The following is a 25,938-nucleotide window of genomic DNA, read 5'->3' on the forward strand; positions in this document are numbered from 1 at the left end:
ATGCGCGCTCGCGCGGCGATGCTGGCAATTCTTTCCGTGCTGCTCGCTTTGGGGGCGGTATGGGCGACCCACCAAGGGCCGGTGCCCATGCCGGTGATCCCGCGAGCCCCCGGGCACTGCGTGCTGCCGACCGCGACCATGCGCCGCACGCATATGATGCTGCTGCGCGCGGTGCGCGAGGAGATCGTGCGGCACGATGCGCGCGACACGCGCTTTCAGCTTACGCATTGCGTGGCCTGCCATGTCCAGTACACCGCCGCCGGCCGGCCGATCCCGGTGAACGCCCCCGGACAGTTCTGCGCGACCTGTCATACCTATGTCGGCGTGCATCTCGATTGCTTTGCGTGCCATGCGGCGGTGCCGAGGAGTCCGTTCAAGATGGGCGACATCGGCGGATCGAATGCGGTGCAGGCGGCGTTTCGCATCCCGCGGGCGCTGCGCGGCCGGTTCCGGGCGGGTCGTACCGGAGGTGGACGATGAGCCACGACGAACGCGACCGGCCGTTGGCAGATGGGGTCTATGGCGACGAGGCGCCGGATGGCGCGCGCCGCCGGCTCTTGAAGATGGCCGGGGCGGCGGTGGCCTTGACGCTCGCCCCCGGGGTCACGGTGCTCGCGCGGGATCTGGTGTTCAAGGGCGGGCGCAAGGGCCGGTCGCCAGTGCGCTACGGGCTTTTGATCGACGCCAACGCCTGCCAGAGCGGCTGTGACGCGTGCGTGCGCGCCTGCCAGGACTACAACGGGTTGTCCCACGACCCGGGTCCGGACAACGCCCAGTGGATCCGCAAGGTCACGATCACCGATCCCGGGACCGGGTTTACGCGCAGCTTTCCGGTCATGTGCCAGCACTGCGAGAACGGGGCGTGCGTGGACGTGTGCCCGACCGGGGCCTCGTTTCGGCGCCCCGACGGCATCGTGCTCGTGGACAAGCACCGCTGCATCGGCTGCCGCTATTGCCTCATGGCCTGCCCCTACAAGGCGCGCTCCTTCGTGGGCCGCAACGTGACCGACCAGCGCCCGTGGGCGCCGCGCGGCAAGGGCACCGCCGAGGGCTGCACGATGTGCGTCGAGCGCGTCGAGGCCGGCAAGCTGCCGGCCTGTGTGGCGGCCTGTCAGCGTGCCGGCCATAAGGCCATGATGTTCGGGAATCTGCACGACCCGAAGAGCGCGATCGCGGTGCGGCTCTCGGAGGTTGCGACCACCACCATACGCGCCGACCTCGGTATGGGGCCGGGCGTGCATTACCGGGGGATTTGAGCCATGGGCAGCGAGGCCAAAGGGGCGATGACGAAGGTGGCCTATCGGGAGATCGCCGGCAAGAGCGGCGGCTACCTGGCGGCGGTGATGGTGTGCGCGCTGCTCGCCCTGGTGGGTCTGGCCTCGGCGCTCTACATGCGCGCGGAAGGCCACCACGTGACTGGCATGAACAACCAGATCGTGTGGGGCATGCCGCATGTGTTGGCGGTGTTTCTGATCGTCGCCGCCTCCGGGGCCTTGAATGTCGCCTCGATCGCCTCGGTATTCGGGCGCAGCCTCTACAAGCCCCTGGCGCGCCTGTCGGGGCTTCTGGCGGTGGCGCTGCTGATCGGGGGTCTGTGGAACCTGGTGCTCGATCTCGGCCGCCCCGGGCATATCCTGGCCGCGGTCTTGTATCCGAACTTCCGTTCGATCTTTGCGTGGAACATCTATCTCTATACCGGTTTTTTGGTGATCGTCGGCTTCTATCTGTGGTTCATGATGGAGCGACGCCTAAACCCCCATACCCATAAGGTCGGGGTGCTCGCCTTCCTGTGGCGCCTGGTGCTGACAACTGGCACCGGGTCCATTTTCGGGTTCCTCGCCGCGCGTAGTGCTTATGACTCCGCGGTGCTGGCGCCCCTTTTTATTCTCACGTCCTTCGCCCTGGGGCTTGCGATCTTCGCGCTCGTGCTGGTGGCGGGGTTCAAGGCCCTTGCGCGGCCGATAGGCGCACGCGTGCTGGCGCATCTGAGGCAGCTCCTGGCGGTGTTCGTGGCCGCCACGATGTACTTCGTGGCGGTCTACCATCTGACCAACATCTATATCGCCGGCCACCGCGGCATCGAATCGTTCGTACTCTTGAACGGCGGCATCTACACGTGGCTCTTCTGGGCCGGGCAGATCGGCATCGGCGGGGTGGTGCCGCTCGTGCTGTTGCTGCGCCGCATAGCGCGCGATGATACGGCGCGCCTGCGCCGCTCGCTCGTAGCCGGCGCGGCGGCGGTGGTGGCAGGCGGGCTGTGTCAATTCTATGTGCTCATCATCGGCGGTCAGGCCTATCCGCTCCAGATGTTCCCGGGGATGGTGGTGCGCAGCTCGTTCTATGACGGGGTGGTGCACAGCTACATCCCGCGCTGGCCCGAGACGGTGCTGGCGTTAAGCGGCGTGGCGGTGGTCGGGCTCATCGTCCTGATCGCCATACGCCTCCTGGCATTCTTGCCCGAGAGCCTCGCAGACGAGGTGGTGAGCGTCCATGGCGCGCCGGCGCCGGCCGCCGAGGCGCAGACCGCCAAGACCGCGGTGCGCGCATGAGCGCGCGCCTCTATCTCTCGGCCGCCCACAAGTCCTCGGGCAAGACCACCGTGGCCATAGGGCTTACGCGCGCCCTCAAGGACCTCGGGCACGTCGTCCAGACCTACAAGAAGGGTCCCGATTATATCGATCCGCTGTGGCTCACCGCGGCCTCGGGCCGGGCCTGCCAGAACCTCGATTATCACACCATGGACGCAGGCGAGATCGGCGCGCTCTACGAGCGTGCGGCGATCGGCGCCGATATCCGGCTGATCGAGGGGAACAAGGGGCTCTACGACGGGGTGGCGCTCGATGGCAGCAACAGCAACGCCGCGCTCGTCGCGCAGTGTGCCACCCCGGTGGTGCTCGTGATCGATTGCCGCGGGGTGAGCCGCGGGGTGGCGCCGCTTGTGATCGGCTATCGGCACTTCGATCCGTCGATCGCGATCGCGGGCGTGGTGTTGAACCGCGTAGGCGGGGCGCGTCACGAGGGCAAATTGCGCGCGGTGTTGCAGGAGTATACGGATGTGCCGGTGCTCGGCGCCGTGCACGAATCATCGGATCTCGCCATCACCGAGCGTCACCTGGGGCTCGTGCCGAGCGGCGAGTGGGAAGGGGCCGAGCGGCTTATCGCGCGCCTGGGGCAGGCGGTCGCGGCACAGGTCGATGTCGAGGCGATCGCGCGCTTAGGGGAGGATGGGCGCCCGCCCCAAAGCGTAGCCGCCGCGCGCGCTGGGGACCGGGATGTGCGTATCGGCATCGCCCGTGACCGGGCGTTCAGCTTTTATTACCCCGGCGATCTCGAGGCCCTGGAGGCCGCCGGCGCCGAGCTCGTGTTCTTCGATGCCCTGAACGATACGCGTCTGCCGGAGGTCGATGGCCTGTTCCTGGGGGGCGGTTTTCCCGAGACCGAGGCCGAGGAACTCAGCGCCAATACCGCCCTGCGCGCGGCCATACGGACGGCGATCGAAGCGGGGATGCCGGCCTATGCCGAATGCGGCGGGCTTATGTATCTCACCCGCGGTCTCACCTACGAAGGGCGCACGCATCCCATGGTCGGCGTCATCGCCGCCGACACGGTCATGGAGGCCAAGCCCGCCGGGCATGGTTATGTGAGACTGAAGGCCACGGCCTTCCACCCCTGGGCGCGCGGGGCGCTCGACCAGGGCCCGCTGCCGGCCCATGAGTTCCACTATTCCCATCTCGTGAATATCGCCCCGGATACCGTGTATGCCTACGAGCTCACGCGGGGCACCGGCATCGCCGGACGTCGCGACGGCATCGTGTACAAGAACCTGTTGGCGGGTTACGCCCATCTGCGGGATGTGGCGAGCTGCCCATGGACCACGCCGTTCGTGGGTTTCGTACGCGCAGCGCGTGCGCGGCGCATGTCCCCGGCATGGGCGCGATCGGCGCAGCCGGGCGAGGCCCGCCATGCCTGGGCCCTATGATGTCGCGGTCGTAGGCTGTGGGGCCGGGGGCTATCAGGCGGCGATTAGCGCCGCGCAGTGCGGGGCGCGGGTGGTATTGATCGAGCGCGAGGGGGCTGGCGGGGCCTGCCTCAATCGCGCGTGCGTGCCGAAGAAGGCCGTGGCGCATGTGGCCTCGGTGCTGGCGGTGGCGCATGGCCTGCTGGGGCGGGGCTTGGCCGGCGCCATGCGCGGCGATCTTAGGGCGATGATGGCGCACGAAGAGGCGCTCATCGCCGATCTGCAGCGCGGACTCCCGCAGCGCCTGAAGGCCTTGGCCATCGACCTGGTGACCGGGCACGCGCGGCTTCAGGGCGCGCAGAGGATTGTCGTGACCGGGGACCGTGGGACTGAGACCGTCGAGGCGCGGCGCGTGATCCTGGCGGCCGGCGCCCGTCCCCGCCCGCTGCCCGCCTGTCCCATAGACGGCGAACGCGTGGTCGCCGCCGACCGCCTCATCCCCTTGCTCGCAAGCGAGCCCCGGCGGCTTCTGTGCCTGGGGGGCGGGGCCACCGGGGTCGAGGCCGCGTTCCTGTTCCGCGCGTTCGGCGCGGAGGTCACGCTCGCCACCCGCGGGGACCGGCTGCTGGGAAGACCCATGATCTCCGAGCGCGCCGCGCGGCTCCTCGAGCGCCGGCTTTCGGAGTCGGGGGTGACGATCCTGAAAGGAATGTCGGTGACCGGCACCCAGGTCGATGACGCCGGGGTGACCGTAAGCTTTCCGGATGGAGGCGAGGGGCGCTTCGATCGGGTGTTGGTGGCGGTGGGTTGCGTGCCGCGCGTGGATGACATCGGCTACCGGGCGCTTGGGGTACAGTGCGACGCGGAGGGCTTCGTGGCCACGCGCGAGACCCTGGAGACCAGCGTGCCCGGGATCTATGCCGTGGGGGACATGAAGGGCGGTCCGATGACCGCGGCCGCGGCCCTGCATGATGGGCGGATCGCCGGCGAGAACGCGGCACTCGATGGCCGGAGGCGGCGCAACTACCACCAGGTCCCGATGGTGATCGACTCGATCCTGCCGTTGGCGGCCGTGGGGCTGTCCGAGGACCTGGCCGAGCGCGCCGGGTTCGCGCCGGAGGTGGTCTATATTCCTTATGGGGCGTCGGTGAAGGCCCGCGCCCAGGGCGCGGGCGCGGGCTTCATCGAGATCGTGCATGACGAGGAGACCGGGCAGATGCTGGGGGGCTGCGTGGCCGGGGGTGGGGCCGATGAACTCGTGCACCTGGTGCTCGCCGCATGCCGGTCGCGCCGCGGCCTGTGGTCGCTCGCCGATCTCGATTATGGACATCCCTCGTATGGCGAGGAGTTGGGGGCGGCGGTGAGTGCCCATCTCGCGGGATTCATGCGCTCGCGGCCCAGGGTATTCCGGCCAGGGATCTACGCATTCGGGGATTGAGGACGGGGTTTTCAGGATTCGAACGCAGGGACGGGGAAGGGTATAGTGGCCCATGTGTAGGTATTGGCGGGGCTGGGGCGCGAGGTCAGCATGGAAGGGTCCTTTTGGCAGAGGATCGGTGTGCGGGAGGGGCGCGGCGGTGTCGACGGCACGCCGCCCGCGCGCGGCTGGGCGCGGCCCAGGCGACTGTGGCTCATGTGGATGGCGCCGACCCTGCTCGCCGGTCTGCTCGCCACCGCCATCGTCGCCGTGGCGCTCGACGGGGGTCCGCACCCGGTGCTGACCCACGATCTGGCGCTCGCCGCGCTTGCCGCAGCACTCCTGGTGGCCGCGATCTTGTGGGTGGCTACGGTCAGATCGCTGTGGCGGCCGCTCGCCCATCTGCGGTGCTGGGCGATGCGCGTGCGCGACGGGAATCTCTCGGCGCGCATCCCCGAGGACCGGGCGGCGGGCGAGTTCGCGGAGCTTGCCTCGGATGTGAACGCCCTGGGGGAGCGCCTGAAGACCCTGACGCAGGAGCGCGCCGGTGGGGACTCGCGGGTGATCGCCCGCTGGCTCGGTGTCCTGAACGCCATCACCGCCGGTATCGCCTCGTCCCAGGACCTGGACGAACTCCTGCCCCGTTTCCTGTTCACGCTGCATAGCGCCGGCGAGGTGCGCGGGGGCATCGTGCGGCTTCTGACCGGCGATGGCCACCTGCGGCTGGTGGCGAGCATCGGCCTGCCCGACGATATCGTCGAGCACGAGCGGCGCGTGGCCCTCGACTGCTGCCTGTGCGGGCAGGCGGTGGGTCGCCGGACCTTGAGCGTGGGTCAGGACCTGGACGCGTGCTGCACCTCCTGGGGCCAGAACCCGTTTCCCGGGGAGGATCTCGTGCTGCTCGCCATCCCCTTGCGCTACGACGGGCGTGTGGTGGGGCTCTACAACCTATTCATGGAGCGCGCGCGCGTCATCGGGCAAAACGACGTGGAAGACCTCCTGCTGGGCTTAGGCCAGCACCTGGGGGCGGCGATCGAGAAGATGCGCCTGCAAGACGAGCGCCGCCAGCTCTCGCTTTTGCAGGAGCGCATGGCAATCGCCCACGAACTGCACGACTCGCTCGCCCAGACCCTGGCGAGCCTGCGCATCCAGGCCCAGGTGCTGGGCGAGACCATAGAGCCGGAGGGCTATTCGGCGACGCGTACCGAGTTTGCGCGCCTGAGTGCCGGGCTTGAGATCGCCCATAAGGAGGTGCGCGGGTTGATCCGCAACTTCCGCGCCGGTGGGGCCGAGGGCGGGCTGTTGCCGGCCCTGGACGCGGCCATCGCGCGCTTCAAGGAGGAGACCGGCATCCCGGTCTATGTGCAGAAGGATTGGCACGGGACGCTGCCTGCGACCCACGAGACCCATGTCCTGCGCGTGATCCAGGAGGCCCTGGCCAATATCCGCAAGCATGCCCATGCGCAGACCGTGCGCGTGCTGCTGCAGTCCGAGGCCGGTGGGGACTATAAGGTTCTGATCGAAGACGATGGCGAGGGCCCGGTGTCGGCGGCCGAGCGCGCCGATCGGGATGACGGGCACTTCGGACAGACGATCATGCGCGAGCGCGCGCATGCGATCGGGGGCGAGTTGCGCGTGGAGCACGAGGCCGGGGAGGGCACGCGCGTATGGCTGACCTTCCCCGAGCCGGCGCGCGTGACCGAACGGGCGGTGGCGGTGGCGGAGGTGGCGCGGTGAAGGTGTTTTTGATAGACGACCATGCATTGTTCAGAAGCGGGCTAGAGCATCTGCTCGTGCGCCGCGGCATCGAGGTGGTGGCCACCAGCAACGACGGCGAGCAGGCCCTGGGGCCCATCCAGGCGACGAGCCCCGACATCGTGCTGCTCGATATCCGCATGCCCCGGATCGGCGGCATCGAGACCCTGAAGGTGCTGCGCTCGCGCGGCGTCACGGCGGCCATCGTCATGCTCACCACCTCGAGCGAGGAGGCCGATCTCGTGGCCTCGCTGCGCTACGGGGCGCGCGGCTATCTCCTGAAGGACATGGAACCCGACAGCCTGGTGGCGGCGCTCGCGCGTATCGAGGCCGGGGAGATGGTAGTGGCCCCGGAGTTCGCGCCGGTGCTCGCGCACTTCATCCAGAGCGGGCCCCAGGCCCTGACCGCCTCGCACGCCTTCAGCGAGCTCACCCCCCGCGAGCTCGAGATCCTGGGCCACCTCGGGGACGGCCAGAGCAACAAGCTGATCGCCCGCGACCTCGGGATCTCCGAGGGCACCGTGAAGCTGCACGTGAAGGCCATCCTCCGTAAGCTCAAGCTCACATCCCGCGTCCAGGCCGCGGTACGCTCCGTGGAAGAGGGTCTGAGCCGCAAGAGTTGATGCGCGTCCCGAGGGATCGCGGGCGGCGTTCGAGGTCGCCGGCCCTATCCGGGCCCCCTACCCGGGCGCCCCACGGGACAAGATCGGGCGTGCGGATTGCCGGGTTCGGGCCTCGGGCGGACATCCCGGAGGCCGCGGACTCCCGGGGGCGGCTCGGGCATGCCCAGGAAGCGGCGCGATTTTGAGGCGGAGTTTCGGAAAGTCTGGGACCGCAGAACCTGCTCGCGGCGACCAGATATTCTCCGCGGCACCGGGGCGCACGGCGTCCCGCCTCCTCTCAGGCCGAAATGCTCGATGGCCCGCGATACTCCGCTGCGATGGCATAAGGGGCTCCACCCGCCGCGGCATAAGGAGCATCTCCCCCCAAAACCTCGACGAGGGTCACCCGTGCCTCGGGGGCCTTTTCATTGCCCAAAAGGGCCGCTCCGGTATCCACAAAGATGTGTCCCCCCTGCGTCAGGATGTGCCTTGCCGGGGTATGCCCGCAAAAGGTGGGAGACAGCCCCGTGGGGGCGGTTAATACCCCCTTATGGTGGATCAAGGCGCGACCCCACAGAAAACGCATGCGCTGATGGCCGAATCCATCAAACCCTTCGATGAATTCCCTATCCCGCGCTTGGTTGAGATCCGCCAAGGGGGCGTCCAAGGCGATGTCGGTGAGACGCTGGGCCACGCCATCCAGCTCCGCGTGGACGATCTGAAAACGTGTCGCACCCTCCCCCACGACCAGTATGTGGGGCAAAAGGGCGGTACGAGGCAGAAGGTCATCGTTCCAAAGAGCGTCCTGCTCGGGGCTCATTTCCAGAAACCATCGCCCGCCGTTATGCAAAAAGGGGTGATCCCGGGTGGGCCGACCATAATTGTCGCCCCCCAAGGCGAAGTCCAGCAACATATCCTCATGGTTGCCGCGTACCGCGAAAAACCAGGGCTCTTGCAGCAGGCGCAGGGTCTGAAAGCTCTCCGGACCGCGATCCACGAGGTCGCCCACCGAAAACACCCGATCCCGGGAGGGATCGAAGCACACCTCCCTCAGAAGCGACTCGAGGGCGGCGTGATGACCATGCAGATCGCCGACCACGAAATCACGCCCCTTGGTATTGGCGGGCAGTCTTTGGATAACATAGCGCTCGACATGGGCATACAGCGGCGCTTGGCGCGCCCCGGGTACACCTGACTCTTTGCGTTCATAGCGACGATATTGCCGAGAGCTCACGCCACAGACCCGGGCCCAATCCGCCACGGACTCGCCCATGCGGGTCCGCGCGCTAATCAGGGGTGAGGTCGTGCCGTGTCGAAGCGCCATACGCATATTCATATGCCTTATGTGTATTCGCTACCATTACACTAATCCGTTTGTGGCCCATTAGGAGAACCAGGGGCGCGGCCCATGCATATGAACCTCCGAAGGAGGGAACGGCGCATGCAGGCATGGGCAGCCAGTCCACGGTCGTCCCTGCCGTAGTATGGCAGGCCGTACGGCCGGTGGCCGCCGCCGGCGGCCATGACGCCATGGTCGGGCCCGACCCTCCGCCGCCATGGCGAGGCCACCGAGGTCTGGGGTAACTCCACGTATCAAGGCCAGACCGATGTCGTCCGGCAATACGCACCCAATGCCCAAGGCCCTATCCGCCGCCGCTATCGGGACAAGCGTGTCGTGAATGAGGTCGAACGCACCCATAATCGCACCAAGTCCCAGGCCCGTAGTCGCGTCGAGCACGTCTTCGTGGCCATCAAAGGCCTATTCCATTTTACCAAGGTTTGCGCCCCGTGACCGTCGGGATGCCAGGCGCGCGTTCGCCACCATCCGGTCTCGGGATCATAACCCGTTGTACCGGGCCCGGTCGGTGCGTCCCCCGCAGCAGGTGTTCCCGTATCTTCGGCCGCGCCGTGATGAGGGGCGCGCGGTGCGGTTAATCGCCAGGCCCCCCGCCCCCCGGCGCTCCTTTGTTGGCTGTGGTCCGTTTCCCTGCTTGCCAATCACATGTAGTCACTCCGATTCTGTGCTCTTGGTGTCCTGTGGCGGGTTGGTCGCGTCGCCGCTGGCAGGATAGTGCCCGGCTTCACCAGCGCCGGCGTCGACTGTTCGTTTACGCCCGTTTCTCGGGAAACAGTCCCGGCATCCAGCGAGGCGCAAGGGTGGCCGGGAAGGCCAGATGCAAGGGGCTGCGTGGACCTTCGCTGCTTATGGCCCCGCGATCCATGAGGGCGGAGACGATGCGCCGCGCGTGGCGCTCGCCGGCGTCCACGATGGCCGCGGCCTCGCTACGCGGCAGCTCGCCACGGTAAAGCAGGGCCTCCAGGATACGGGTCGCCTTGGGGGGCAAGCGGTTCAGGCGGATCTCGTCTTCGGCCCACAGCAGGATGCGCGCGCGGAGATGTCCGGGCTGCATGAGCTCCTCCATGAAGCGGACCTGATCCAGGCAGGTATGCAAAAAGAATTGCGTGAACGCGACCAGGGCCTCCTCGCTCAAGGGGCCGCGTTCGTCGAGGTCGTTGCGACGCGGCAGATCGCAGGCCGCGAGATATCCCTTGTAATCGTCGACATGGCGCGCGAGACCCCGCGCGATGGACCAAAGGGCGCCGGTGTCGAGTGTTTGGAGGAGTGTGGCGTGGGAGACGAGGCGGGCCACGCGTCCATTGCCATCGAGGAAGGGATGGATCCACAACAGTCTGTGATGGGCGGCTGCCGCGGCCATGACGCTCTCGGTCTTGCCGAGGCCTCCATAGACTTCTTCATAGCGCGTGAGAAAGCGCGGTACGGCAGGCGCGCTGATCGGAATATGGCGGCCCACCACGACATCCTGCCGGCGCAGCTCTCCGGGTATGAGTCGGATATTGTGGCGGCCCGCCGGCATCTCGACCGCCAATAGGTCTTCCGGCAGCTGCTCGCAGAAGCGGCGATGGATCTCGGTGATGGCGCGGCGCGTGGTGGGAAGGGCTTCGAGACCGCCGCCATCGATCCAGTGCTGCACGGCGATGTGCGCCCTGGCTTCGATCTGGAGGTCGCGCCTATGCGCATCCTGGCTATAGTCGCCGGCGAGCGCGCGCTCGATATCCACGGGGTGCGTGTCATGGCCTTCGATGAGGTTGCTGTAATAGCAGTTCATCGCCCTCACGATGTGGGCGAGCGCGCCGCGCAGGGCCGTGGGCAGGGACCGATGGAGCCCGGCGCTCCGCGCCGCAAGTTCCAGGGCAAGATCGGTGAGCGCCGGGCGATGGCGGGAGTCGGTTGCGATCAGTAGCGGCTCCATGAGCGATGTGGGCTCGCCGCGGTCTTCCACGCCCTCGATGTCCGCTGTCATGTCCGGTCCGTATGGCGGAATAATGCAAGGCATATTAACACGATAGGTGCGCCAGGCGCAGGGATGATGGGCCCAGGAAGTCCGGGTCCAAGTCCGCTCGCTAACGGGTGCCACCTCAGGCTGTGCGCGGCGCCAAAAGCGTGAGCGTCGGTCCTGAACGTGTCGTCCTCAGAAAGATGGGCGTCCATCGATGGGGGGCCAAGAAAGAAAGAGGGGGCCGCCCGCCATTGTGGACATCGACGCTGCGGCAGAGAGGCGCTTGGTGAGCGCGGCCCCTGTATCCGATGGCCCCAGAGAGTGTGGTGATCGGGATTCGTGAGGGACATGAGGGAAGTCCCCCAGAGATCTTGATCACCAAGGCCTCCCCGGGGGAGTCTCCGGTTTCGAGACCTAAGGAGACCCCACCAGTGTGCCATGGTTTGTTGCAGGGCCCTGCATTTTCGTTTCCTCTCGCGCATCGATGCCGAACTGGCCGCCGAGGCCCGTAAAGGGCGTTGCCCCCGTTGCACCGGACCCTTGCATGTCGCGGATTACCCCCGCAAGCCGCGCGGCTGTCCGGTAGCGGTGCGCGCCGAGTATGCCACCGAATGAGCTTTACTTGCGGGTGGTGTTGCCTGAGCTCGGTTCCCCGCATCAAAGTCCTCCTACTTCGGCGACCTCGCGGTTTGGCTTGGAGAGAAGAAGCGTCGATTTTGCCCGTTTAGTAGCCCGCCTCTTTTTGGTGGCGAAAGGCAAGAACGTACACCTCGTCTTTGGTCGGATCATGGCGGTACAAGGCCACATAGCCGGAGTCTCCGAAGGCGACCACCAGCTCGCGCAGCTCAGGCATTTCCGGGAGCGGACGACCCATGCCGGGGGCGGTTTCCAGCAGCCGAAATTGTTGGGCGATCGCCTGACCGGCCCGCGTGGCGGCTTCGGGGGCTTTGTCGGCCAAGAATCTCCGGCATCGCTCCAAGCCTTCCGCTGCGCCTTCCGTGATGACTACTCGTGGCACTCAGGAACGCCTTTTTCATCATCGGTGCCCCAGGTATCTAACCAAGCACGAACGTCTTCGCCGGTCAGATGCCGTCCGGTTTCCTGATAAGCCGCCCAGGACGCCAAGGCCTCCTGCCTGAAGCTCTCACGCGCCTCTTCGCGCTCGACGTACTGTTGAATGGCCTCCAGCATTATCCAATGCGGCGAGCGGCGGCGCTGACCGGCGAGCTGCTGGATGCGGCTTTTCAGTGCGTCGTCGATCTTGAGGGATGTTGCCATGGACGACCTCCGTAAATTACCAGGTAATACCAAGTAGTATTCTGGCACTTTCGGGCGCGGAAGTCCATCAGGACTCCGGCGTAAACACCTCCATCCCCGCGTGCGCGGGGTCGGCAGCGGGGGCGGGTTTTGTGTGGGTAGCCCATAAAAGCCTCATGACGGACGCCCCGCCGGATAGAGGTCAAGCTTCCCGCAATGAAAGAGAATCGCGATGCGATATTGGGTAAAATTCCGATAGCCGCGGGCGTTGGCTTTGAGGAGTTGGATCTGGGCATTCATGCCCTCTGCGGCGGCGTAGGGGAACGATGTTTCGTGGTGGCGAGTAGCCCCGGCAGATGGCGTTTGAGGGTCTTTGCGGCGGCCATGATAGGCGGTAGTCGCGAGTGAGTCGCCCAGAAGTACCAACGGTCGAAAAACTTCTGGGCTGATCCGGTATACCGGTAATCCCAGAAGTCGGCAAACGCCTCCTTGATCGCCCAAGCACGGCCCACTTTCAGCGCATCGCCTTTGAGCGTCTGGAAGCGCTCCCGCTGACGATCTGTCCAGTTTAAGGGGTTCTTCAACCACAGGTATCGTGTCTTGGTGAGCGTCTCCGCGCCCTGGGCCTGCAGTTCCCGGTGCTCGCGCCGACGCACGAGATCAACCGCCCTGTTCAACTCCTTCGCGCAGTGGAACTTGTCATGCACGATCAGGGCTTGCGGAGCCGCTACGCGGGTGGCTTCAAGATAAGGCACCCACATATCCATGGCCACTGCGGAAAGCTCTAGGCGTTGAGGCTCAGGGATCGCTGTCCAGAGCGTATTTGCGGCCTCCCGGGTGCGTTCGGGCACCACCTCAAGCACTCGTCGGCCCTCGAGGTCGTGCAGCACCGAGACGTAATCGTGACCCTTGCCGAAGCTCTTCTCATCGAGGCCGGCATCGCCTCGCGTGCACGGCAAGCGCAACCCTTCCAGTGATCGCCGCGCCACGCCGCGTGTGACCGCCCGTTCCACATTGTGGGCCGCATGGCCCATGACCCGGTCCACCTGGTCCCAGGAGAGTGCCGTCAGCCACTGAGCCTGCACCTTGCTGCGCACGGCTTGCAATACCTGAATGGCATAGGCCTCAAAGAGTTCGGTAAAGCGACTCCCGTCCTCGGCCCAGGCGACCGGGATCTGTTTGACCCCACACTTCAGACAGTTGACCCGCGGGACGTCGGCCTCGATGAAGGTCTTCCATGGCGTCGTCGAGATGGCGCCAGCGTCGCGGACGGGTATCGTAACCGGGGACCACGGCCTCACACTCAGGGTCGTGCAGCGGCACGTCTGGCGGCCACCCCACGCGCACCGTAACCTCGCCTAGCGGCGTATCGCCTGAGGCTTCCTGCACCGCCACTGCCGTGACTCGCCACGGCGCCGTAAATCCCAAGAGCTTTTGGTACAGTTCAATATCAGCATAGGGGTGTCATGCTGGCCCCCGCTGGCTTGCAGGGGCGCCTGATGCAAGCCCAATACCCCCTTACCCACACGAAAGTCTGAAGACCCCAAAAACTTAACCTTGCCCCATTGGCCCCTGGACCAGGGGCGGCTCGGCAGGCCTTTAACCTTGTCTACGTTATAGGGGTCCTACAACGTCCCGATTGGCGCAACCTTCGCAAAACTCTCGCTAAAGATCCGGGTCTTAATGGGCAAAGGCCCAGCGTTTTACCGCCGCCCCACACATGAGAGATGTGGCCGTGAGTTGGTCGCCGGACCGGTGCGTTTGCCCTTAAGAAGGCGCTACACCGTAGCGCGCATCGTCCTCTTTGGGGGTGGACCGTTCTGGCCTCATGGCGCCTTGGTGCGCTCGTCGGCCATTTTGAGGAACAGATGACAGGCCCGCGTTTCCATGTAGGTTCCGTACGACAGCCTCGCATCTCGCAGAGCTTGGTAGAGGCCTCAAGTGCGTGGGCAACAGGGGCTGCGTTCAGAGGTGGCTTGGCGCCCGCCCTAATCGCGCCCTTCCTCTTAACCACATAACAGTATTGCCCTTACTTGAGTTGCAGGAACGACACATGAAGGCGGCGCGACTTCATCCCTTATTGATCAGGGGAACCCCTCTGACGCATTGCTGTCTCCAACCACTCCCTCTTGACAGTATACGCAGATTGCGTATACCGTAGTCATGAAAGCGGTTTTTGTCGAACTGCCCGTGTTCTCCCGGTTACGCCAGAACTACCTTGATGACGAGGGGTTTCGAGCACTCCAAGCCACTCTCATGGGCAATCCCATGGCGGGCGACGTCATCCAGGGGTCAGGCGGCCTGCGGAAAGTTCGGCATGGGGGCACTCGTCGAGGTCAGGGGAAACGGGGCGGGTTACGTATCATCTATTACTGGTACTCGTTAGGCGCGCAGTTTTGGTTGTTCACCGTCTATGACAAGAACGAAGCGAGCGACCTGACGGCCAAGGAACGTCACACTCTGAAAGTCCTGTTGGACGCTGAATTAAAGGCAAGGGGTACCCTGTGAAAAAAGAGAAGCGCGACATCTTTGCGGAAATCCGTGAAGGGTTTGTGGCACTAGCCGATGAACGGGCCGGGAAAATCACCCTCACTCGTCACTCCATAGATGTCAAACCGACGCCCATCGTCACGGCCGAGGAGATTCTGGCCCTGCGCGAGCGACTCAATATCTCGCGCACCGTCTTCGCGCGTACCCTGCGCACTAATGTCCGCACCCTGGAAAATTGGGAACAAGGCCGGGCACGGCCTAATGCCCAAGCCGCCCTCTTGATTCGCATGGTAGAGAACTACCCCGATACGGTGGAGCGGCTGGCGCGGCTTTCGTGAGGGCAGGGAGGCATGCCTTACATTCCGCAGGTCGGCGAGATAATTTGGCGTGAATGAGCCGCCTAGTTTTTTGATCGAAATGCCTGCTCTGACATGCCAAGGAGGCTGAGCACCTGGCGCTGAAAATCCGTCCGATTGGCGTCGAAGACCTGAATGGTGCGCCCTTCCCGGAGAAGTCTATGTCGCTCAACGAGGCTGAAGAGACGTAAGACCTGTTCAGCGGTAGGGCGAGCGCATGGGCGTTGCTCAGGATAGAGCGGGAGCTCCTCGATACCCTCCCGCTCCATGGCAAGACGCAGCTCACGCTCCATGAGGGACTGGACGAGAAGCGCAAGGAAGTACACCGTGAAGAGCGCCTCGATTCGGCCCTCGTCTTTGAGAAACACGGGGGCAATCTCGTGCACGGTCTTGATCTGCTCGAACCGCTTCTCAATCATAGGTTGGCCCTTGTGCGCCTGAAGAACTTCGGCCGATGATAGAGTGCGATCGTTGGTCATCCGCGGGTACATGCCGTCGCTCTTGTGATCGTAGGCGATAGCTTCTTCGTCCGTAATCCATTCGATGTCGAAGCGGCGCTTGGTGATCGGATTGGACCTGTCTATCGTAGCCTAAACCATAAGGCGGGCAAGGTAGCCAGACCGTAAGATCGACCGGGAATCGGCAGGATCAGGAACGCGTCTTTCCGGTCGATTTCAGGGCTTCGGCGATGGCGCTGAGCGGCAAGACCAGTTTTCGGGGATCGTCCAGTAACGGGAGCGCGCCGAAGCGTCCATACCAGCGCGCCGCAGCCTCGTCTTTGGCGTCGATGGCAAGGGCAACGCCCCCTACTTCCGTAGCGACAGCCAGCGCGCGTTCGCCGGCCGCGAGCAGCAATTCCCCTCCGAGCCCCTGGCGTTGTATGGTGAGATCCACGGCAAGCCGACCCAAGCGGAATATGGGTACGTCATAGTGCCCGAGTCGGCGGGTGATCTCGGCGGGAACGTGAGCAAACGCGATAGAACCTGGGCTTATCGTGTAATAGCCGAGAATGTGGTTGGGCTGTTCTGGTGGTACGGCTACAAAGGTCTTGGCCCCGCCGGAGGCATGGTTCTGGCGGGCGTAACGGTCGAGATAGGTATTGAGCTCGGGGATGCCGCAATCGAAGGCTTTGCGGTCGTGCCGCCGATCAATGGCCTTTTCGTGCCAATCCACGCCATAATCACTTTCGGGTGGCACGGCGCCGAGCGGCGGCTCGAAGGGCCGCGGTCGGCTTAGGCGGATGCTCCAGCAACTCGAGCACGCGCCGACTGTCACGTTCACTCAGTGCAATACGCTCAGCACGGTCGACGACGCCGCGCGCGGCGGGTAACACAGCACGCATAATAAAGCTCGTCACGTCCAGCCGCTCATAAGCGGCTGCCGCCGCCAGAAGCTGCTTCTCTTCCCTAGTGGCCCTCAATTCAATCCGGCCCTCCCTAACTGCGGTCGTTGCCATAAAAAGCCCCAAAGTCTTTCTGTACGTACGTATGGTACCCGTACATAAGAGGTAGCGTCAACAAACGGGCGCCAATGCCAGCAATTCTCAATGTGAAGCGACAGCGCCTGGATCACCCGGTGACGATGCAAGAATGCGTCTGTCTGGACGCGCCTGTGCCGGATGTTGGGCGCCTTCTCGTCATGCGGGACGCCACCCGGTGACGATGCAAGAATGCGTCTGTCTGGACGCGCCTGTGCCGGATGTTGGGCGCCTTCTCGTCATGCGGGACGCCACTCGGTGCCCATGATCAGCGCCACATTGAGAATTGCTGCGCCAATGCCGAACGGCAACGGTTTGTCGCCCGCATTTACCCCGTGGCGAGAACAGGGTGTCCGCTTGTGTCTATCCGGCGGCGCGCAGCTCGCTCGCCTGGGCACCGCGGCCTTGGGCCCAGCGATCGTGGAGACGCACCACCTCGCCTATGATGATGAGCGTGGGCGGCTCAATGGCCTCTTGGGCGACGATGTCGGGGAGGTCGGCGAGGGTGCCGGTGAGCACGCGTTGTTTCGGGGTCGTACCCCGTTCGATCAACGCCGCCGGGGTGGAGCGAGGCAGGCCGTGGGCCACGAGCTCGCGGCTGATGGTCGCAAGCGCCGCGACCCCCATGTAGAAGACCAGGGTCTGGTGCGGCTTGGCGAGGGCCTCCCAGTTCAGGGCCAGGTCGCCTTTGCGGCAGTGGCCGGTGACGAAGACGCAGGATTGGGCGTAGTCGCGATGCGTGAGCGGCAGATGGCCGTAGGCCGCGCAGCCGAGTGCGGCGGTGATACCGGGTACCACCTGGAAGGGGATGCCAGCCTCCACGAGGGCGTCGATCTCCTCGCCGCCCCGCCCGAAGACGAAGGGGTCGCCGCCCTTGAGACGCACGATCCGCCGGCCGCTTGTGGCAAGCTCCACGAGCAGCTGGTTGATCCGTCCCTGGGGCACGGCGTGATGTCCGGCGTCTTTGCCGACATCAATGCGCTCGGCCTCGCGCCGGCAGAGCGCGAGAATGGGGGCTGCCACCAGGCGGTCATGGACGATGACATCGGCCTCCTGCATGAGTCGCAGGGCGCGCAAGGTGAGGAGATCCGGATCGCCGGGGCCCGCACCGACCAAGGACACGAGTCCCACGCCGCCGCCTTCCGGCTGTGCGAGCTCGCGCGCGAAGACCTCCGCGGCCGCATTTTCTTCGCCTGCGAGCAGCAATTCGGCGGCCGGCCCCTGAAGTACGCGTTCCCAGAAGCGGCGCCTCTGGGTAGGTGAGGTGATCCGTTGACGGACCTCGGGCCGGTGGCGGGCCATGAAGGCGGCGAGCGCCCCATAGGTCGATGCCACCAGGGTCTCCAGGCGTGCACGCAAAAGGCGCGCGAGGACCGGCGATGTCCCACCGCTCGACACGGCGACCAGCACCGGAGAGCGGTCGATGATCGAGGGCATGATGAAGGTGCAGAGCGCCGGATGGTCGACCACGTTGACCGGTACCCGCGCGGCGGTGGCGGCCTGATAGACGCGCTTGTTGGTGGACGCATGGTTGGTGGCGGCGATCACAACGCGCGCACCGGCGACGTCGGCGACCGTGAACACCCGCGGGATATGGGTGATTTCGCCGGCGGCCTTTGCGGCCGCAAGCCTCGGGCACAGCTCCGGAGATACGACCACCACGCGGGCGCCCGCACCCTGGAGCAGGCCGACCTTGCGTGCCGCGACCTCGCCACCGCCGACCACCAGGACGCGGGCCGAGCGGATGTCGAGGAAAATGGGTAAATAGTCCATAAGCGTCTCTTGGCAAAGTTTAGACACAGTCCACACCGCAGGCGCCTTTCAGGCCATACCCCCGTAGGGATACGCGCCCAAGCGTGGCTCTGGGCCCCGTATCGTACGCGCGATCGGGGCATGCCGCGCGCCGTCGGTCAGGCTCACGGTGCGCGCCGACGCATCCGGCACCAGCAGGCAAGGCACATCGTGCGTCTTGTCGAGCTTGCGCCGCTTCGCCAGCAACTTCAACGCGGCCAGCCGCCGCTTGCCCGCGACGACTTCGTAATGTTCGCCGTCGCTTGTTGCGGTCACGGTGAGGTTTTGCAGCAGGCCGACGCGGGCGATGCTCGACGCCAGTTCGGGAATCGAAGCACCGCTGCTCGTGCGCACGTTGCGGCTCGAAGGCCGCAACTGAGGCAGCGGAATCAACAGCAGCTCGTGTGCCGCAACGGCAGCGGTGGCGACTGCGTGCATGGCCTGGGTTTCTTGATGGGTAACGGTGTTCATGGTGATCGCTCCTATCCCTCGCGGAAAATTGAAGAAATGGAAGAAGAAAACTTGTTGGGTGATTCACGGTGTTGGTGTCTGCATGCGTGGCCTCCTGTGGTTTCAAAGCTGACCGGATTCCAAGTTTCGGAGCCCGGTGTGGACTTTGGTTTGTTCGGCGCAGTGAGCTGGGCTGGTCGCCGTTGCCGCCGTCTTTCCTGAGTTCATCGCCCGCGAACAACCGGGCCGGCGAGGGTCTGGCGGTCAAGGAGGGAAGCGCAGGGTGGTGCGGCCCGCAGCGCAGCGAGGACACGGCCCTGCGCGCCTTGTCGGACAGGCACCGCTGGCTATGGTCGCGGGATCAGCGATAACGGAGAGGGAAAGACGGATGACCGGCTTACGGCCAGATGATCGACGGACCAACGCCGCGCGGCGAGCGCCACTGCGTGCCGTAGGCACACCTTGATGGAAGTGACCGAAGCGCGCAGCGCGAAAACAGCATCGTGTGCGGGCCGATCAGGCACCGCCTGTTCGGCGGTCTTGCGGGGCGCCAAGCCTGCACGGCGGGGTGGGCGTTAGCCGACCCCTGGAGGCAAGCGCAGCGCAGTTCTTTCTCGAAACCAAGGGCACAGCAAAAAGGGGGCAAATCCCCCTTGGGCTACAACAGCCCGTGTTCGGCAAGCGACAGGATGGCGCTACCGGCGACAATCAGGTGATCCAGCACCCGCATGTCCACCAGTGCCAGCGCCGACTTCAGCGTCTGCGTCAGCATCTCGTCGGCCCGCGACGGCTCGGCTGCACCCGATGGGTGGTTGTGCACCAGCAGCAGGGCAGCGCTGTTCCTGGCCAATGCCTCCTTGACCACCTCGCGCGGATACGCCGATGTCTGGCTCACCGTGCCGCGGAACGTCTCGACGTAGTCGATGACGCGGTTCTGCGCATCCAGATGGATGACGCCGAACACCTCATGCTCCAGTGTCCCCAGTTTGACCCGCAGGAAGTCGCGCACCACCTGCGGCGAGGTTAGCGCTTCGCAGCCGCGCATCTGTTCTGCGAGCACACGCCGCGCCGCCTGCAACACCTCGTCGGCATTGGCCGGACGGTAGTCGCCTGCGACATCGCGAACGAGAAGGGAAGAATCGAGAGAAAGAGTAAGTTGCGACATGATCGTGCTCCAGTCCGAATCGGGCGGAATTGCCCGGAACCGGAGGAACACGGCGCAGCGCAGCAGTCAGGGGTCGCAGACGGCCGCATGGACGCCGGCGTGCCAGGCACGCGCGGCCCTTGACGGCGAGAACGACGTGGTACCTTGGGGAACAGCAAGGCCGCCTCTCACACGCTCCACTGTCTCCTTGGCAAGCGGAGCGCGCAGGCCCGGTGAGCCGGAGGCGTCAGGGATAAAAAGCCGCATGGCCGCGACTTGGCACGAGGCGCGGGGCAACGCCCGCGAGCCCGACGGTACCACGTGCCGGGACGCCCTTTTGCCTTGGATGTTTTATCCGAAGTAACACCCCATTTTTCGGACAAACGAAGTGCAGCACCCGTCGGGGTATCGATTTGTATAGCCCGGAATACAGTCCCCAAGCATCCCAACTTATACGCAGAAACCTTGTACTTTTGTCTGTTTTTGCATATGATCCGGGAATGGCATCCCTTGACCAATTCGTTGATGATCGGCTTCGCCATGGTCGTGCTTACTTCAACCGCGAAGAGGCGCTGGCTGCGGTCGATCTGAAACCTGATGGCCTGACCGCCGCAATCACCCGGCTGGTGAAAAAACAGCGGCTGGCCAACCCTCGCCATGGCTTCTATTTGATCCTGCGTCCCGAGGACCAGATGACCGGCGCTCCCGACCCCGTGCGTTGGATCGATCCCTTGATGAAGTACCAGGGTCTCGACTACCGTATCTCGCTGCTGCGTGCTGCGGCCTTCCACGGTTCATCGCACCAGGCTGCCATGGTCTTTCAGGTGGTTGTGCCCAAGCAGTTGCGGGACTTCGAGATCGGACGCCACCGCCTCCAGTTTCTCTACCAGACATCCAAGACCTTCGTAAAGCTCAATCAACCCGATTGGCTCGACCGGATAAAGAGTGATGCCGGTTTTGCCCAAGTGGCCGGCGTCGAGCTGACGTTGCTGGATTGCGCACGCTACTTCCACAAGGCCGCCGGTATCAATGGGGTTGCGCAGATCGCCAAGGACATTGGAGCCAAGGCCGAGCCGCGTGCGCTCGCCAAAGCGGCCGCTGTCTATGAAAACTCGTCCGTGCGACGACTGGGCTACCTGCTCGAACGGGCAGGGCACGCGGGCCAAGCCAACGCGCTGGAACCTTTCGTCAAAAAGGCCAAGACGGCGGTACCCCTGGACCCCTCCGTCAAGCCCCTCATTGAATCCCTATCCGAGCTTCACGAGAAAAATGCCCGGTGGAAGCTTGTGATCAATGAACCCGTGGAGATCGACTTTTGATCCCGAATTCCTACCAGAAAGCGCCGCAGTGCTCCGCCTGTAACCGCGCGGCGGTTCAGGGGGTGGTGACCGGCCATTCGGCCGGCAAGGCCGGCCATTCGGCCGGCAAGGCCGGCCATTCGGCCGGCAATGAGCGGCGCTAGCGCCCAACGGGTGATCATTCCGGCCGTCCCTGCTGTTTGACATTGTGGGCCGCATGGCCCATGTATTGTTTGAGCACGGACAGTGGCGCACCACCCACGGTGAGGATGCAATAACTGCGACTCCAGAATACGGGCTTGCTCCAGTAATACCCAGCAATTCTCAATATGGCCAAATCCGCTCTTGCGCAGGGGTCGTGCTGCCTCGTAAAGGGTGGCGGTTCATCTTTGGCAGGGGTAAGGCTGGACAAAAGCCGTCGTTCGCCGTATAAGAGGTTGGGTCAATGTCATTCCGGTGGATTTCCCCATGGCTTGTCCTGTCTCTTCTCCCGAGCACGCCCTACACCTGCCACAACAAATGGCGGCATTCACCGAGCTGGCACGCCATTTTCCAGATCAGCGCACCGGAAAAAATCGTAGGTATCGTATGGAGGATGCCGCTTTGGGGGCGTTCGCCGTATTTTTTACCCCAACAAATGGCGGCATTCACCGAGCTGGCACGCCATTTTCCAGATCAGCGCACCGGAAAAAATCGTAGGTATCGTATGGAGGATGCCGCTTTGGGGGCGTTCGCCGTATTTTTTACCCAGTGCCCCTCATTCCTCGCGCATCAAAGCGCCATGGTGGAAGCTCAGGGTAAGAGCAACGCGCAAACCTTATTTGGTATGCACGAGATCCCGAGCGACAACCAGATTCGCAACCTGTTGGATCCAGTGGCGCCCCACCATGTGTTTCCCGTCTTCGCGCAGACTTTCGACGCCCTCAGGGACGCCGGCCATTTGGAATCCTTCCGGATGGCCCATGGGCCGTTGCTGATCGCCCTGGATGGGACCAGCTATCACCAATCGCACACCGTTCATTGTCAGCAGTGCACGGTGACCCAACATAAAAATGGAGAGATCAGCTACGCGCACACGGTGGTCACTCCGGTCGTGGTGTCCCCAGAACACAATCGGGTCATCCCCTTGGAACCGGAATTTGTCGTCCCGCAAGACGGCCATGCCAAACAGGATTGTGAATCAGCGGCGGCTCATCGCTGGATTACGGCCCATGCTGAGCGTTATCGCAACCTGAACGTCACCTTGCTGGGGGACGATCTTTATAGTCGACAGCCCCTCTGCGAACATATGCTGAACGCCGGATTCCACTTTATTTTGGTCTGCAAACCCACGTCCCACACTACGCTCTACGCGCATCTCGAAGACCGGGATGGCACCGGAGGCGTACAGACCTTCTGCGTCACCCGGCGCCAGGGCAAACAAACCGTTACCGACACCTATCGCTTTGCCCTATCGTTACCGTTGCGCGCCGGCGAGGGCGCTCTAGCCGTCAACTGGTGCGAGTTGCGCACCACGGATGCGGAGGGCAAGACGATGTATCACAACGCCTTTGCTACGACCCATGCCATCGATCAAAGCCAGGTCGCCGACATTGTCAAAGCGGGACGCGCACGATGGCGCATCGAAAATGGGAATAACAACACCCTGAAAACCAAAGGGTATCATCTGACCCATAATTTCGGGCATGGCAAACAGCACCTTTCGGCCTTACTGGCGACGTTCAATCTGCTGGCCTTCCTGCTGCATACCGTGCAAGAGCTGACAAACGAAGCGTATCGGTCCCTGCGTGCGCGGCTCCCGACGCGGCAAATCTTTTTTGAACATGTCAGGGTTCTGACGCATTATCATTGCTTCGAGAGTTTCGCTGCGATGCTGGACTTCATGCGAGACGGACTGAACCGCACCCGCCGCGACAGTGGTTGAACCCTACCGTGGTTGAACCCTCATGATCGATACCCCTGTTTACGCATTCTGCGGTCAACCCTTGAGCCCGGCGGAGTGTCAATTGATCCAGGAGCTCACTCGTCGTTATGGCAGATTGAGTCGCCATGCTCTGGCGCAAACCGTCTGTGAACTCACATCCGCCATGACGCCCACCCCAAACGCATCTTCCTCCGTCCGCTGATCCACTCTGCTCGACAGAGGCTACAACAAACCGCCTAAACCTCTCGCAGGAACCCATCCCTATGGACGTATAGCCATTGCGAAAGCTCATATTGAGAATTGCTGCAAGCTGAGGGCAGGTTTGCAAGGCTGCGACCATAGCGACGGGCGACATCCTTGGGTGGGACGGCATGACCGCCGCTCTCCGTACGCTCCAGAATGCGCGCCTGGCACAGCGCCAGGCTCTCAACGCAGACGAAGATCAGATTGATCTTGTAGCCGGCGTCGGCCGTGCGTTTCATCAGCGCCAGTTCGCGGTTGCCGGAAAGGGTAGTATCGAGCGCGAAGCTATCGCCAGCCGCCAGCAGGCGCTCTTGCTCTGCGACGGCAGCCCGGCCTGCCTGAATCGGGTTAAGGCTGCTTCCGGCGGTGAGGGTGTCGGGCGATACGACCGGGATGCGCGGCGACAGCCAGCGATCTGCAAGGGTGGTCTTGCCGGCGCCATTCGGGCCGGCAACGATCCAGAGTTGCGGCATCAGATGTCCCGAATGACGGATACCTTGCCGTCGGCGCTAACCGATACCAGTTGCTTGCGGCCGTCCGGATACTTCTTCACCAGACCTTCCGGGAAGCGCGCATCGCCGTAGTAAATGGGGCGGCCGGCGTCGAGATGCTGCTGGGCCGCCTGGCCATCGTCGCTCGTCATCGCCCGCTCGAACTCCGGCGAAGCGAGGAAGGATTCGGCTTGTCTTTGCGATTGCGTTGCTGTGGGCATATTGCTCCCTGCTATTGGATGAAATTGCACTCACCGCAATCATATGTTCCGGTTTCAGGATATAGACACACTTAATCCCTGTCAATCACGACTTCCGGTTTCGCCACGCTGTGTCGCCGCGACCGAAAAGAGAGAACCCATCACAACTTCCGGATACCCGAAAGGTATAGTCGCCCGGACACGGGCCCCTGTTGTCTGACATCGGCACGGAATCACGCACCGCAGGATGTTTCTCTGCGGGTTCTTCGGAACAGGTCCACGGACCGTGTTTATGGGGTTAGAAGCCCACCCCCCCTTGAGCGAGTTGGGAGTGTCACGGAAGGCGCCACCGGCTGCGCGGGCGGCCTTTTCTCCTGAGGTCTCCTGAATGGGGCGATGGAGGACCTCTATCCGGCGAAAGACGATGTCGTCTCGGGCCATCGTGCTATCCAGCACGGCACCCGGTCGCTTCATGGCGACCGGACTTCGCAAACCTCTTATAGGCCGCGAGCCTCAACCAATATCCAACCCGGTTCATAAGGGGGGCTGTGCGCGTCAGTTATTTATGGCGGATATCAGGGGACACCTTTCCTGGCAGGATCTCTTGTGATATGAGAAGGATGCGAATGTCGGAAGTTCGAAAAGACGGCAAGCGACATACAATATAATAATTGTCATAAATATGACAAAAGAGACGAGATCTGCCCGTTGGCAGAGGCGTCATGGACGTCGTGCGTACGGACACAGAGAGATTATAAAAACGACGGGAGGGTGTATGGAAAGAAAGGCGGCGGATAATCTGGGCGTGCTGTTGCGCAGTTACGAGGCCTTGTACAACTGGCGGGCACTGGTCATGCTCGCGGGGAGTTTCGCGGTGGCCGGGCTTGCCATCATCGGGGCCACGGATATGGCCATGGGGGCCGGGGGACGGATGGCCCTGGCCATGCTCCTCGGGCTGGTGGCCGTGGTGGTGGCGGTCATGGGCGTGAACGGCAGTGGGCTGATGCTGGCCGACCAGGCCTACGATCGGCCGATCCGCCCGTTCGTGGACGCCTTCCTCGGGGGTCTTAGGGTCACGCTGGCGGCGATCGGCGTGCTCGTGGCGCTGGGGCTTGGTTATGCGCTGGTGTTCCTGGTGGTGTTTCTGCTGGCGCTGCTGGCGCGCATCCCCGGTATCGGAGGGGCATTCGCCTTTCTGTTGGCGGGTCCCTCGGTGCTGGTTCTGGCATTGACCGTGGCGGTGCTCATGCTGGCCGTACCCCTGGCCCTGGCGGGTCTATGGCACGGGGACGGCCTGGGCGCGGCGCTCACGCGGGCCGTGACCATCGTGGTCAAACGCCCGCTCGATGTGTTCATGCGTTTTCTGGTGTTGGGGTTGATCGTCATGCCCGCGGCGCTCTTTCTGTTTGCCATGGTGGGCCTGGGTGATATGAGCGTCACCGGGATGTATCTCGCCGATGCCCTGAGGTCCATGGGCGGCAACTATGGCGGGATGGGCGGGGGTGGTTATGGCGGCATGGGCCCCATGGCCTCGGTGTTCGGGTCGCTGATGGGCCGGGGTCTGGGGGCCGCCGGGGTGTCGACGGCGCTTGTCTGGTATCTGGCGATCGCGGTCGTGGCGCTGATCCACATGCTCGGTGTGATATGGATCTACGAATCAGTGAGCGATGGCGTGGGATTGGAGGGGCTGGATGCGGTACAGCGCCAGGCGGCGCGTATCAAGGCACGCATGGACGAACATAAGCCGGTATCGCAAGGACCGGGCGGACCTTCGTCCTGATCGGGG

At 64.0% G+C, this 25,938-nt stretch carries 29 protein-coding genes and 2 pseudogenes; 15 read left to right on the forward strand and 16 right to left on the reverse strand.

Annotation, left to right across the window (positions count from 1 at the left end; translation table 11 throughout):
• The 7 genes from C4901_RS06835 (at position 1) to C4901_RS06865 (ending at position 7,753) form a co-directional block, all read left to right on the forward strand.
• Positions 1–480, forward strand: coding sequence for a hypothetical protein (locus tag C4901_RS06835; protein WP_065972337.1), 480 nt, complete (start codon positions 1–3; stop codon positions 478–480).
• On the forward strand, positions 477–1,256 hold the full coding sequence (gene dsrO / locus C4901_RS06840) for a sulfate reduction electron transfer complex DsrMKJOP subunit DsrO (protein ID WP_110136684.1): 780 nt from the start codon (positions 477–479) through the stop codon (positions 1,254–1,256). The genes C4901_RS06835 and dsrO overlap by 4 nt, the downstream gene beginning before the upstream one ends.
• A 3-nt stretch (positions 1,257–1,259) precedes the next feature.
• Positions 1,260–2,549, forward strand: a complete 1,290-nt coding sequence (nrfD, locus tag C4901_RS06845; protein WP_205736246.1) for an NrfD/PsrC family molybdoenzyme membrane anchor subunit — start codon at positions 1,260–1,262, stop codon at positions 2,547–2,549.
• The gene (locus C4901_RS06850; protein WP_110136685.1) at positions 2,546–3,979 is read left to right on the forward strand and encodes a cobyrinate a,c-diamide synthase; all 1,434 of its coding nucleotides are present in this window, start codon (positions 2,546–2,548) and stop codon (positions 3,977–3,979) included. The genes nrfD and C4901_RS06850 overlap by 4 nt, the downstream gene beginning before the upstream one ends.
• Positions 3,963–5,396: an NAD(P)/FAD-dependent oxidoreductase gene (locus C4901_RS06855; RefSeq protein WP_168185601.1), complete on the forward strand. Its 1,434-nt coding sequence runs from the start codon at positions 3,963–3,965 to the stop codon at positions 5,394–5,396. The genes C4901_RS06850 and C4901_RS06855 overlap by 17 nt, the downstream gene beginning before the upstream one ends.
• A 90-nt stretch (positions 5,397–5,486) precedes the next feature.
• Complete coding sequence (locus C4901_RS06860; protein WP_145960641.1) at positions 5,487–7,112, forward strand: histidine kinase; 1,626 nt, start codon at positions 5,487–5,489, stop codon at positions 7,110–7,112.
• Positions 7,109–7,753 (forward strand): response regulator, encoded by a 645-nt coding sequence (locus C4901_RS06865; protein WP_110136688.1) that lies wholly within the window; start codon positions 7,109–7,111, stop codon positions 7,751–7,753. Before C4901_RS06860 ends, C4901_RS06865 begins: the two co-directional genes overlap by 4 nt.
• Before the next feature lie 277 nt (positions 7,754–8,030).
• Here C4901_RS06865 and C4901_RS06870 read toward each other — a convergent pair whose 3' ends face one another.
• Entirely contained in the window at positions 8,031–9,056 is a 1,026-nt protein-coding gene (locus tag C4901_RS06870) for a metallophosphoesterase (protein WP_168185602.1), read from the reverse strand.
• 198 nt (positions 9,057–9,254) lie between these two features.
• On the opposite strand from C4901_RS06870, the gene C4901_RS06875 reads away from it, so the two are divergent.
• Entirely contained in the window at positions 9,255–9,524 is a 270-nt protein-coding gene (locus C4901_RS06875; RefSeq protein WP_110136690.1) for a hypothetical protein, read from the forward strand.
• Here C4901_RS06875 and C4901_RS19270 read toward each other — a convergent pair.
• Together C4901_RS19270 and C4901_RS06880 are read right to left on the reverse strand one after the other, a co-directional pair.
• Positions 9,514–9,726, reverse strand: a pseudogene (locus tag C4901_RS19270) (group II intron reverse transcriptase/maturase); the annotation flags it as partial. The gene C4901_RS06875 and the pseudogene C4901_RS19270 sit on opposite strands and share 11 nt — an antisense overlap.
• A 114-nt stretch (positions 9,727–9,840) precedes the next feature.
• Positions 9,841–11,055, reverse strand: coding sequence for a Fic family protein (locus C4901_RS06880; protein WP_205736247.1), 1,215 nt, complete (start codon positions 11,053–11,055; stop codon positions 9,841–9,843).
• Positions 11,056–11,469: 414 nt separating this feature from the next.
• On the opposite strand from C4901_RS06880, the gene C4901_RS17595 reads away from it, so the two are divergent.
• On the forward strand, positions 11,470–11,646 hold the full coding sequence (locus tag C4901_RS17595) for a hypothetical protein (protein WP_168185603.1): 177 nt from the start codon (positions 11,470–11,472) through the stop codon (positions 11,644–11,646).
• Positions 11,647–11,755: 109 nt separating this feature from the next.
• On the opposite strand, the gene C4901_RS06885 is transcribed toward C4901_RS17595, so the two are convergent.
• The 4 genes from C4901_RS06885 to C4901_RS06900 form a co-directional block, all read right to left on the reverse strand.
• Entirely contained in the window at positions 11,756–12,049 is a 294-nt protein-coding gene (locus C4901_RS06885) for a type II toxin-antitoxin system RelE/ParE family toxin (RefSeq protein WP_110136691.1), read from the reverse strand.
• Positions 12,037–12,309 (reverse strand): CopG family ribbon-helix-helix protein, encoded by a 273-nt coding sequence (locus C4901_RS06890; protein ID WP_110136692.1) that lies wholly within the window; start codon positions 12,307–12,309, stop codon positions 12,037–12,039. The genes C4901_RS06885 and C4901_RS06890 overlap by 13 nt, the downstream gene beginning before the upstream one ends.
• Before the next feature lie 153 nt (positions 12,310–12,462).
• Positions 12,463–12,588: a transposase gene (locus C4901_RS19275; RefSeq protein WP_110136693.1), complete on the reverse strand. Its 126-nt coding sequence runs from the start codon at positions 12,586–12,588 to the stop codon at positions 12,463–12,465.
• Positions 12,585–13,589 carry an ISL3 family transposase gene (locus C4901_RS06900; protein WP_168185604.1) on the reverse strand — a complete coding sequence of 335 codons (1,005 nt, stop codon included), beginning with the start codon at positions 13,587–13,589 and terminating at the stop codon, positions 12,585–12,587. Before C4901_RS06900 ends, C4901_RS19275 begins: the two co-directional genes overlap by 4 nt.
• Positions 13,590–14,451: 862 nt before the next feature.
• Between C4901_RS06900 and C4901_RS06905 the strand changes: the two genes are divergently transcribed.
• Positions 14,452–14,796: a toxin gene (locus tag C4901_RS06905; RefSeq protein WP_110136695.1), complete on the forward strand. Its 345-nt coding sequence runs from the start codon at positions 14,452–14,454 to the stop codon at positions 14,794–14,796.
• Positions 14,793–15,116 carry a DNA-binding transcriptional regulator gene (locus tag C4901_RS06910; RefSeq protein ID WP_110136696.1) on the forward strand — a complete coding sequence of 108 codons (324 nt, stop codon included), beginning with the start codon at positions 14,793–14,795 and terminating at the stop codon, positions 15,114–15,116. The genes C4901_RS06905 and C4901_RS06910 overlap by 4 nt, the downstream gene beginning before the upstream one ends.
• Before the next feature lie 62 nt (positions 15,117–15,178).
• On the opposite strand, the gene C4901_RS06915 is transcribed toward C4901_RS06910, so the two are convergent.
• From C4901_RS06915 to radC, 6 genes are all read right to left on the reverse strand, one after another.
• Positions 15,179–15,553, reverse strand: coding sequence for a hypothetical protein (locus tag C4901_RS06915; protein WP_145960642.1), 375 nt, complete (start codon positions 15,551–15,553; stop codon positions 15,179–15,181).
• A gap of 229 nt (positions 15,554–15,782) precedes the next feature.
• Positions 15,783–16,307: a GNAT family N-acetyltransferase gene (locus C4901_RS06920; RefSeq protein ID WP_110136698.1), complete on the reverse strand. Its 525-nt coding sequence runs from the start codon at positions 16,305–16,307 to the stop codon at positions 15,783–15,785.
• Between the two features lie 7 nt (positions 16,308–16,314).
• Positions 16,315–16,590: a DUF1778 domain-containing protein gene (locus tag C4901_RS19280; protein WP_110136699.1), complete on the reverse strand. Its 276-nt coding sequence runs from the start codon at positions 16,588–16,590 to the stop codon at positions 16,315–16,317.
• Between the two features lie 384 nt (positions 16,591–16,974).
• On the reverse strand, positions 16,975–18,384 hold the full coding sequence (cysG, locus tag C4901_RS06930) for a siroheme synthase CysG (RefSeq protein ID WP_110136700.1): 1,410 nt from the start codon (positions 18,382–18,384) through the stop codon (positions 16,975–16,977).
• A gap of 48 nt (positions 18,385–18,432) precedes the next feature.
• Positions 18,433–18,873 (reverse strand): ParB/Srx family N-terminal domain-containing protein, encoded by a 441-nt coding sequence (locus tag C4901_RS06935; protein ID WP_110136701.1) that lies wholly within the window; start codon positions 18,871–18,873, stop codon positions 18,433–18,435.
• A gap of 637 nt (positions 18,874–19,510) precedes the next feature.
• Complete coding sequence (gene radC / locus C4901_RS06940; protein WP_110136702.1) at positions 19,511–20,017, reverse strand: DNA repair protein RadC; 507 nt, start codon at positions 20,015–20,017, stop codon at positions 19,511–19,513.
• A 479-nt stretch (positions 20,018–20,496) separates the two neighbouring features.
• Here radC and C4901_RS06945 point away from each other — a divergent pair, with 479 nt between their 5' ends.
• On the forward strand, positions 20,497–21,315 hold the full coding sequence (locus C4901_RS06945; RefSeq protein ID WP_110136703.1) for a type IV toxin-antitoxin system AbiEi family antitoxin: 819 nt from the start codon (positions 20,497–20,499) through the stop codon (positions 21,313–21,315).
• Positions 21,312–21,458 (forward strand): hypothetical protein, encoded by a 147-nt coding sequence (locus tag C4901_RS17600; protein ID WP_168185605.1) that lies wholly within the window; start codon positions 21,312–21,314, stop codon positions 21,456–21,458. Before C4901_RS06945 ends, C4901_RS17600 begins: the two co-directional genes overlap by 4 nt.
• A gap of 14 nt (positions 21,459–21,472) precedes the next feature.
• Here C4901_RS17600 and C4901_RS06950 read toward each other — a convergent pair.
• Positions 21,473–21,640 (reverse strand): annotated as a pseudogene (locus C4901_RS06950) (transposase); the annotation flags it as partial.
• A 249-nt stretch (positions 21,641–21,889) separates the two neighbouring features.
• Here C4901_RS06950 and C4901_RS06955 point away from each other — a divergent pair.
• Positions 21,890–23,218, forward strand: coding sequence for an ISNCY family transposase (locus tag C4901_RS06955; protein WP_110136704.1), 1,329 nt, complete (start codon positions 21,890–21,892; stop codon positions 23,216–23,218).
• A 236-nt stretch (positions 23,219–23,454) separates the two neighbouring features.
• Here C4901_RS06955 and C4901_RS06960 read toward each other — a convergent pair whose 3' ends face one another.
• Positions 23,455–23,934 (reverse strand): AAA family ATPase, encoded by a 480-nt coding sequence (locus tag C4901_RS06960; protein ID WP_110136705.1) that lies wholly within the window; start codon positions 23,932–23,934, stop codon positions 23,455–23,457.
• Complete coding sequence (locus tag C4901_RS06965) at positions 23,934–24,173, reverse strand: hypothetical protein (protein WP_110136706.1); 240 nt, start codon at positions 24,171–24,173, stop codon at positions 23,934–23,936. Before C4901_RS06965 ends, C4901_RS06960 begins: the two co-directional genes overlap by 1 nt.
• Positions 24,174–24,927: 754 nt before the next feature.
• On the opposite strand from C4901_RS06965, the gene C4901_RS06970 reads away from it, so the two are divergent.
• Positions 24,928–25,932, forward strand: coding sequence for a zinc ribbon domain-containing protein (locus C4901_RS06970; protein ID WP_110136707.1), 1,005 nt, complete (start codon positions 24,928–24,930; stop codon positions 25,930–25,932).
• The last annotated feature ends 6 nt before the right edge of the window (positions 25,933–25,938 follow it).

Source organism: Acidiferrobacter sp. SPIII_3 (assembly GCF_003184265.1).
GTDB lineage: Bacteria > Pseudomonadota > Gammaproteobacteria > Acidiferrobacterales > Acidiferrobacteraceae > Acidiferrobacter.

Bases quoted from the DNA above. Each gene is read 5' to 3' on its own strand.
- nrfD (WP_205736246.1), top strand. From the start codon at position 1,260: ATGGGCAGCGAGGCCAAAGGGGCGATGACGAAGGTGGCCTATCGGGAG.
- cysG (WP_110136700.1), bottom strand. From the start codon at position 18,384: ATGGACTATTTACCCATTTTCCTCGACATCCGCTCGGCCCGCGTCCTG.
- C4901_RS06905 (WP_110136695.1), top strand. From the start codon at position 14,452: ATGAAAGCGGTTTTTGTCGAACTGCCCGTGTTCTCCCGGTTACGCCAG.
- C4901_RS06870 (WP_168185602.1), bottom strand. From the start codon at position 9,056: ATGGCGCTTCGACACGGCACGACCTCACCCCTGATTAGCGCGCGGACC.
- C4901_RS17595 (WP_168185603.1), top strand. From the start codon at position 11,470: ATGGTTTGTTGCAGGGCCCTGCATTTTCGTTTCCTCTCGCGCATCGAT.
- C4901_RS06860 (WP_145960641.1), top strand. From the start codon at position 5,487: ATGGAAGGGTCCTTTTGGCAGAGGATCGGTGTGCGGGAGGGGCGCGGC.
- dsrO (WP_110136684.1), top strand. From the start codon at position 477: ATGAGCCACGACGAACGCGACCGGCCGTTGGCAGATGGGGTCTATGGC.
- C4901_RS06835 (WP_065972337.1), top strand. From the start codon at position 1: ATGCGCGCTCGCGCGGCGATGCTGGCAATTCTTTCCGTGCTGCTCGCT.
- C4901_RS06855 (WP_168185601.1), top strand. From the start codon at position 3,963: ATGCCTGGGCCCTATGATGTCGCGGTCGTAGGCTGTGGGGCCGGGGGC.
- C4901_RS06890 (WP_110136692.1), bottom strand. From the start codon at position 12,309: ATGGCAACATCCCTCAAGATCGACGACGCACTGAAAAGCCGCATCCAG.
- C4901_RS06875 (WP_110136690.1), top strand. From the start codon at position 9,255: ATGACGCCATGGTCGGGCCCGACCCTCCGCCGCCATGGCGAGGCCACC.
- C4901_RS06965 (WP_110136706.1), bottom strand. From the start codon at position 24,173: ATGCCCACAGCAACGCAATCGCAAAGACAAGCCGAATCCTTCCTCGCT.
- C4901_RS06960 (WP_110136705.1), bottom strand. From the start codon at position 23,934: ATGCCGCAACTCTGGATCGTTGCCGGCCCGAATGGCGCCGGCAAGACC.
- radC (WP_110136702.1), bottom strand. From the start codon at position 20,017: ATGTCGCAACTTACTCTTTCTCTCGATTCTTCCCTTCTCGTTCGCGAT.
- C4901_RS06955 (WP_110136704.1), top strand. From the start codon at position 21,890: ATGCCGCTTTGGGGGCGTTCGCCGTATTTTTTACCCCAACAAATGGCG.
- C4901_RS19280 (WP_110136699.1), bottom strand. From the start codon at position 16,590: ATGGCAACGACCGCAGTTAGGGAGGGCCGGATTGAATTGAGGGCCACT.
- C4901_RS06850 (WP_110136685.1), top strand. From the start codon at position 2,546: ATGAGCGCGCGCCTCTATCTCTCGGCCGCCCACAAGTCCTCGGGCAAG.
- C4901_RS06970 (WP_110136707.1), top strand. From the start codon at position 24,928: ATGGAAAGAAAGGCGGCGGATAATCTGGGCGTGCTGTTGCGCAGTTAC.
- C4901_RS06915 (WP_145960642.1), bottom strand. From the start codon at position 15,553: ATGATTGAGAAGCGGTTCGAGCAGATCAAGACCGTGCACGAGATTGCC.
- C4901_RS06935 (WP_110136701.1), bottom strand. From the start codon at position 18,873: ATGAACACCGTTACCCATCAAGAAACCCAGGCCATGCACGCAGTCGCC.
- C4901_RS06880 (WP_205736247.1), bottom strand. From the start codon at position 11,055: ATGACAGCGGACATCGAGGGCGTGGAAGACCGCGGCGAGCCCACATCG.
- C4901_RS06945 (WP_110136703.1), top strand. From the start codon at position 20,497: ATGGCATCCCTTGACCAATTCGTTGATGATCGGCTTCGCCATGGTCGT.
- C4901_RS19275 (WP_110136693.1), bottom strand. From the start codon at position 12,588: ATGAATGCCCAGATCCAACTCCTCAAAGCCAACGCCCGCGGCTATCGG.